Annotated in this window: 7 protein-coding genes; 3 read left to right on the top strand and 4 right to left on the bottom strand. The window is 61.5% G+C overall.

Annotation, left to right across the window (positions count from 1 at the left end):
- The first annotated feature begins 134 nt into the window (after positions 1–134).
- Together B5F74_RS08480 and B5F74_RS08485 are read left to right on the top strand one after the other, a co-directional pair.
- On the top strand, positions 135–665 hold the full coding sequence (locus B5F74_RS08480; RefSeq protein WP_087201627.1) for a nitroreductase family protein: 531 nt from the start codon (positions 135–137) through the stop codon (positions 663–665).
- Positions 666–1,190: 525 nt separating this feature from the next.
- Complete coding sequence (locus tag B5F74_RS08485; protein WP_087201630.1) at positions 1,191–3,026, top strand: DUF2130 domain-containing protein; 1,836 nt, start codon at positions 1,191–1,193, stop codon at positions 3,024–3,026.
- A 131-nt stretch (positions 3,027–3,157) separates the two neighbouring features.
- Here the strand turns inward: B5F74_RS08485 and B5F74_RS12410 are convergent, their stop codons facing one another.
- Complete coding sequence (locus B5F74_RS12410; RefSeq protein ID WP_158095732.1) at positions 3,158–3,319, bottom strand: hypothetical protein; 162 nt, start codon at positions 3,317–3,319, stop codon at positions 3,158–3,160.
- 233 nt (positions 3,320–3,552) lie between these two features.
- Here B5F74_RS12410 and guaA point away from each other — a divergent pair, with 233 nt between their 5' ends.
- A complete protein-coding gene (gene guaA / locus B5F74_RS08490; RefSeq protein ID WP_079989040.1) occupies positions 3,553–4,536 on the top strand; it encodes a glutamine-hydrolyzing GMP synthase in 984 nt (327 codons plus the stop codon).
- Between the two features lie 154 nt (positions 4,537–4,690).
- Here guaA and B5F74_RS08495 read toward each other — a convergent pair whose 3' ends face one another.
- From B5F74_RS08495 to B5F74_RS08505, 3 genes are all read right to left on the bottom strand, one after another.
- Positions 4,691–5,521, bottom strand: a complete 831-nt coding sequence (locus tag B5F74_RS08495) for a class I SAM-dependent methyltransferase (protein ID WP_066829561.1) — start codon at positions 5,519–5,521, stop codon at positions 4,691–4,693.
- 115 nt (positions 5,522–5,636) lie between these two features.
- Positions 5,637–6,242 carry a class I SAM-dependent methyltransferase gene (locus tag B5F74_RS08500; RefSeq protein ID WP_066829560.1) on the bottom strand — a complete coding sequence of 202 codons (606 nt, stop codon included), beginning with the start codon at positions 6,240–6,242 and terminating at the stop codon, positions 5,637–5,639.
- Positions 6,229–6,621, bottom strand: a complete 393-nt coding sequence (locus B5F74_RS08505; RefSeq protein ID WP_343217553.1) for a class I SAM-dependent methyltransferase — start codon at positions 6,619–6,621, stop codon at positions 6,229–6,231. The genes B5F74_RS08500 and B5F74_RS08505 overlap by 14 nt, the downstream gene beginning before the upstream one ends.
- Positions 6,622–6,725: the final 104 nt, after the last annotated feature.

Consider the following 6,725-nt stretch of genomic DNA (forward strand, 5'->3'; position numbering starts at 1 on the left):
TCTTTACGGGCGGGGACAAACTTTGTCCGGAGTTTCCCATGGTGCCAAAAGGGGAGACGCAAAAGGGTACGTTGATTGCTGCGCGCCCTCGCAGTCGGCGCGCAACAGTATCCGCACGTGCAAAGGAGCGCTCTATGTCCATGCTTGAGGCCATGCTGCATCGTCGCAGCGTCCGCAGCTATACCGATGATTCGGTGTCCCGGGAGCAGATCGAACAGATCCTGCATGCCGGTCTGACGTCGCCCACCGGCAAGAACCTCAAATCGTGGGAGTTCGTGGTGGTCGACGACCGAGAGAAGCTCAAGCAGTTCGCCGAGGGCCGCAAGGATGGCTCCATGAAGATGCTGACGCGCGCGGCTGCCGCCATCTTCGTGTTCGGTGACACGGGCGCCTCCGACGTGTGGTGCGAGGACTGCTCGGCCGCTATGGCCAACATGCACCTCATGGCCGATTCCCTGGGTTTGGGCAGCTGCTGGATCCAAGGGCGCCTGCGTGAAGCCGAGGATGGTCGTTCCACCAGCGATTTCTGCCGCGATCTGCTCGGTGTCCCGGAGGGCTATGAGATGGAGGCCGTACTGTCCGTCGGCGTGCCCGACGGCTCCGCCCCGGTGCCACACACCCTTGATGAGGCGGATACGAGCAAGGTCCATTGGGGCGTGTTCTAGGGAACGCCGCCCATTGCCAATGGGTCATGCGGGGACGGGTTCATTCCAACCCATCCCCGCACGACCGATCGCAGCCGGATCCGTTTGACGGGTTCGGCGGCTTTTCTGTGCCGATATGGCATGGAGACCAGGTACCGCGTGTGAAAGCCGAGCGCGAGGGCCGCGAAACCGGCGCGCCGGGGTCTTCCGGGCGTATCAGTTGGACCTGCTGTCGAATTTGGTATCAAGTTCAGAGGTATGGAGGGGGATGTATTGCGATGCGCGGGGCGCAAAGCAGCTTTCCCGACGTCCTGGTCCTGAGACCGAGAACAAAATCGCAGGTCACAGCTGTCTGAACGAGGATGTTCCGCGTACCATATCTCACGAGTTGATACCAAATTTCTCTGAGGCAGTTCGAGAGGGCGTGCGCCGTGTTGGCGCAGGCCCATTTTGCGTCGTGCGCACTGTCTGTCCGCGCGACGGGGTATCGTATAGGGAGATCACGAAGCCCGTCGGCGGCGGTGCATGTCTGAAGGAGAAAGCCGCATGAACGAGATCAAATGCCCCAACTGCGGAACCGTTATCCAGGTTGATGAGAGCGACTACGCAAGCATCGTGCGCCAGGTGCGCGACGAGCAGTTTGCCTCGGAGGTCCAGGAGCGCGAGGAGGCCATGAAGCGCGATCGCGACCATGCGGTCGAGATGGCCCGCGCAGAATCGAGCAGCGCGCTGCAGAAGCTCGCAGCGGAGCGCGATGCCCAGATCGCAGAGCTGACGGCAAAGCTGGAGGCGGCGAACCACGAGCGCGAGCTCGCGGCAAAGCAGGCGGCATCGGAGGCGCGCGAGGAGGCGAACAGGACCGCGACCGACCTGCAGCGCGAAGTCGATAGGCTGCAGGCCAAGCTCAAGCAGCAGGAGGACGCGTCGGCCATCAGCGAGGGGGCCATCCGCCGCACGCTGGAGCAGGACGTGGCCGAGCGCGACACGCAGATCGCGCAGCTCAAAGCGCAGCTCGATGCCGCCGAGCGCGCCCAGGGCCTTGCGGTGCAAAAGGCGGAAGCCGAGGCGCGCGAGAAGCTTCAGGCATCCGAGGCGGAGTCCCAGGCAAAGCTGCAGGAGGCCGTCGAGGCCGCGCGCAAGGAGGCCGAAGACCTGCGCATCCAGCTTGCCCAGCAGCAAAGCGCCCTCGATGCGGCGAAGGAGAGCGTTCGCGCCGAGCTGCAGCGCGACCTCGCGTCGAAGGATGGCGAGATCGCGACCCTGCGGCAAAAACTCGAGGCGGGCGAGACCGAGCGCGAGCTTGCGGTCACCCGTGCCGTTGCGGAGGCGGAGCGCGAGCGCGACGAGGCGCGCGCCGAGCTCAGCCGTGAGCAGGCGGTGCGCGACGCCGAGCGCCAGCAGCTCGAGACCGCCCACACCCTTGAGCTCGACCAGGTGCGCAGAAACGCCGACGAGCTGCTGCGCTACAAGGACGACGAGATCGAGCGCTTGAAGGACATGAAGATCCGCCTGTCCACCAAGATGGTGGGCGAGTCGCTCGAGCAGCATTGCGAAAACGAATTCAACCGGTTGCGCATGACGGCCTTCCCCCGCGCGTACTTCGAGAAAGACAACGATGCGTCCGAGGGCTCCAAGGGCGATTTCATCTTCCGCGAGAACGACGAGGAGGGCAATGAGATCATCTCGATCATGTTCGAGATGAAAAACGAGAACGAGGACACGGCGCGCAAGCACGTCAACGAGGACTTCTTCAAGAAGCTCGACTCCGATCGCACGAAGAAGAAATGCGAGTACGCCATCCTGGTGTCGCTGCTTGAGCCCGACAGCGAGCTGTATAACACGGGCATCGTGGACGTGAGCTATCGCTACCCCAAGATGTACGTCATCCGCCCGCAGTTCTTCATCCCCATGATCACGCTGCTTCGCAACGCCGCGCTGAACACGCTGAGCTACAAACAAGAGCTGGCGGTGGTGCGCCAGCAGAACATCGATGTCACGAGCTTCGAGGAGAAGCTCGGCAAGTTCCAAAGCGGATTCTCACAGAATTTCGAGCGCGCGAGCCGTAAGTTCAACGATGCGATCAACGAGATCGACACCACGATCAAGCATCTGCAGAAGGTGAAGGACAACCTGATCTCGTCTGAGAACAACCTGCGCCTGGCGAACGACAAGGCCCAAGGGCTCACCATCCGCAAGCTCACGTGGGGCAACAAGACCATGCAGGAGAAGTTCAAGGAGGCCCGCGCCGCAGCGGAGGCTGAGCAGGCGGAGGAAGCGGTCAAGGTCGAGCTCGAGGCGGAGGAGGCCGTGGTCGAGGTGGACGAGACCGCTGAGGCCGTCGACGTTTCGGAAAACGGGGCCAGTGCCGCCGAGACCGAATAGGCGCGGCGGCAGGGGACGGCGAGCTGTTCTCATGCGCACCAAGAAGGGGCAGAGCGCATCGAGCGCTCCGCCCCGGCGTGTCTGGGCGATGGGCCTGCGCAATGGGTCTGCGCAGGTGTTGCCTCAGCGCGTTACAGGAATGGGCTGACGGGGTGGCGGCTGGGAAGACGGGCGCCGCCCGTCACGTCGTCGAGCTCCTCGGCCGTCAGCTTGCGCTTGTCATCGGCGGTTTCGGCGGTCTGCGCCTGCTCGTCCTGCTGCTGGTCATCGGGCTTGATGGTGGGTTCGCTCACGGTCTTCCTCCTTGATGTGACGATGCCTCGGTCGTCCTTACGGTTGCAGTGTATACCGCGCGGGGGCGTTTGTCTTCATGAGGGAACGGGGCGCCGGTTATTGGGGCGAAGCGTCTTTTGCCCCTCGGGCCATCCGGGGGCGGGAGCGTACCCCTTGCCGCTCTGTTGATCTGCCCTGGGATGGGCTTGGATACAATCCGAGGTATAGGTCCCATGGCAGCAAGGAGGAGTCTATGGATCCCAACAAGCGTCCCGACGATATGGAGCGCATCACCACACCTGAGCAGGCACGTGCGTTTATCGACCAGCAGGTTGCCACCTGCCGCGAGCAGATCGGCGACAAGAACGTGCTGCTTGCGCTTTCCGGCGGCGTCGACTCGTCGGTCGTGGCGGCGCTGTTGATTAAGGCCGTGGGCAAGCAGCTCATCTGTGTGCACGTCAACCACGGGCTCATGCGCAAGGGCGAGTCCGAGCAGGTAATCGACGTGTTCAAGAACCAGATGGATGCGAACCTGGTGTATGTCGACGCGACCGACCGCTTCCTCGATCTGCTCGCCGGCGTCTCCGAGCCGGAGAAGAAGCGCAAGATCATCGGCGCCGAGTTCATCCGCGTGTTCGAGGAGGAGGCGCGCAAGGTCGCAGGCGACGTGAGCTTCCTGGCGCAGGGCACCATCTACCCCGACATCCTCGAGTCCGATGGCGTCAAGGCGCACCACAACGTGGGCGGTCTGCCCGATGACCTGCAGTTCGAGCTCTGCGAGCCGGTGAAGCTGCTGTTCAAGGACGAGGTGCGCGTCGTGGGCCGCGAGCTCGGCCTGCCTGAGTCCATGGTAGAGCGCCAGCCGTTCCCGGGCCCCGGTCTGGGCGTGCGCTGCCTGGGCGCCATCACGCGCGACCGCCTCGAGGCCCTGCGCGAGGCCGACGCCATCCTGCGCGAGGAGTTCGGTAACGCTGGGCTTGCCGGCAAGGTCTGGCAGTACTTCGTCGTGGTGCCCGACTTCCGCGCCACCGGCGTGCGCGACGGCAAGCGCGCCTACGACTGGCCTGCCATCATCCGCGCCGTCAACACCGTGGACGCCATGACCGCCACCGTTCCGGAGCTCGATTGGGCGCTGCTCAAGAAGATCACCGACCGCATCCTGGCCGAGGTTCCGGGCATCTGCCGCGTGGTGTACGATCTGACGCCCAAGCCGGTGGGAACCATCGAGTGGGAATAGAACAGATGTTCGATATAATAATATAGTATCAGATAGCGGGCACGGTTTCAATCGAATCCGTGCCCGCTGCTGTATGTGCGTCCTTGCACGCCCAATATGCGCCGTAAAAGCCGTCTTCTTCAACGTTAAAGTAAATGCGCTTCGTTTTCGCCTCTCAAAATCTTATTTTCACGATTTGCATTTTCATCCCGTTGTCACCGACCCTTGCGAGAAACCGGAAAAAGCCGCCGACAGAAGGGTCCCTCAAATCGTTGTAGCCCAGCATATAGCCGCGACTCGTGACCTGCAGACGGCTGTCCCACGTGCCGATTTCCTTGACGGCATCCGAAACCGCAAAATATGCCCCCACATCCTTGATTTTTGCAGTCTTAAGCCATGTTTTTGCGATCATCTTCACTGCCGTCCGATTGGCAGCATCAAAGACCAGCACACCGCCGGGGAAAGCGTCCGCCATCCCCCGCACCAGTTCCCGGACCTGCTGAGCCAGAAAGTAATAGAACACCCCGGAGGCAAAGAACACCGCCCCGCCGGAGGCATCGATTCTGCCGAACCATGCGGTGTCTTTCAGGTCGCAGGGGATATTTTGCTCCCGATCCCCGGCGGGCAGTAGCTGCTGCCGCAAGGCAATCACATCCGGGAAGTCCAGATTGTAGATCTTGCATCTACCGTTGTCGCAGGTTCTGCCGGTGTTGTCCAGCCCGCAGCCCAGATTGACCACCGCCGCATCGGGGTGGCCTTTCAGGTAATCCCGCACCTCGAAAGCAAGATCACCCTGCCGCATGGCCACCTCCAGCGCACCAAAGCGCTGCATCAGGCTGCGGGAGTTTTTCTCTGCCTCTGAAAAGTCGTAGTCGATCTGGTCGAGCAGACGAACCGCTGTTTCATCCCTGTAAAGGTTCGGGTACAGCTCCGTACACAGCTTCCGGGAATACAGCGGGAGGATCAGCGTCTCCTGCACGGTGTTTTTCTCAATTTTGCATTTCATAGGCTCCTTCCTCAGTGAATAAAAACTGTCGTAATTGCCGCCAACACAGCCGCTATGACCGTCATGCCTATCGCCATGTGCAGGATGGATGCAAAAATGCCCGTGCTCGATGCCCTTACTTCCGCGCCGTGACGCAGAGCCACTTTTTCTTTTTGCGTATCTGCACCTCGTGAAAACCCGCCTGCTCCAGGCACGCCTTCAATTCAATGTCCTTGTAGATGGTCATGCCGCCGATGATCCGCGTCCACCTCTCGTCCTTGTCCGTATCGCCATTGCTCTCGTTGCAGATAAGAATTGTCCCGCCTGGCTTCAGCGTCCGCCAGACCTCACGGAAGCATCGGGGCAAATCAGGCCAGAAATAGACGGTCTCGAAGGCCGTGGCAGCGTCGAAGCAGCTATCCTCAAACGCCATATCCGCCACACTGCCTTGCAGAACGGCGCAACGCCCCTCCTGAATTGCAGTTCGGTTGAGCTTCCTGGCCTTCTCCACGCTAACGGGCGAATAGTCGACGCCCTTGACGACGCCATGCGGGCATTTTTCCAGCAGCCGTTTTATGTTCGCCCCGCCGCCGCAGCCGCAATCCAGCACCTTGGCGTTTGGCGCGAGTCGTAGAAATCGAAGTCCCCACCGCGCCACAGGGCTGTGGCCCAGGTTCATCATGGCAACCATAAGTTTTCCGCCGAGGCCCACGGGCTTGCGGGTGTTTTCAAAGAACGACATCCGGCCCCTCCGATTTCGTGCATTCCGCATAGGTCAACGGGAACGAGGCCTTCAGCACCGCGCTTTTCTGCACCGCCCAGCCGTTTTGACGCGGGAAACGCAGGTGTTCCTCGCTTGTCCACCTGCTGTGGAGGGGAAATCCCGCCATGCTCATGAAAAAGGCTTTTGCCTTGCCGGAAACCAAGTTCCCCGCGTGGGTGAAGGTTGGCGCGATGAGCACGCCGTCGTCCTTCAGCACCCGCCTGATTTCTCGCAGGGCCTTTTCCGGATGCGGCACTATGTGAAGCGCGTTGGACGCGATCACCACTTCGAAGGACTTCTGTGCATAGGGCAGGCGGAACATATCTTGTACGGAAAAGTGCAGCTTCGCGGATTGAATCTACCCCGATTCCGTTTACACCCTTACGCCGCCATCGGGTGGCGGTCCTCCTCGGGCCAGTTGGCCCGCTCGAACTCCTCGGGGCTGAGGTACCCCAGCGCCGA

This window comes from Collinsella sp. An271, assembly GCF_002159695.1.
Lineage (GTDB): Bacteria > Actinomycetota > Coriobacteriia > Coriobacteriales > Coriobacteriaceae > Collinsella > Collinsella ihumii.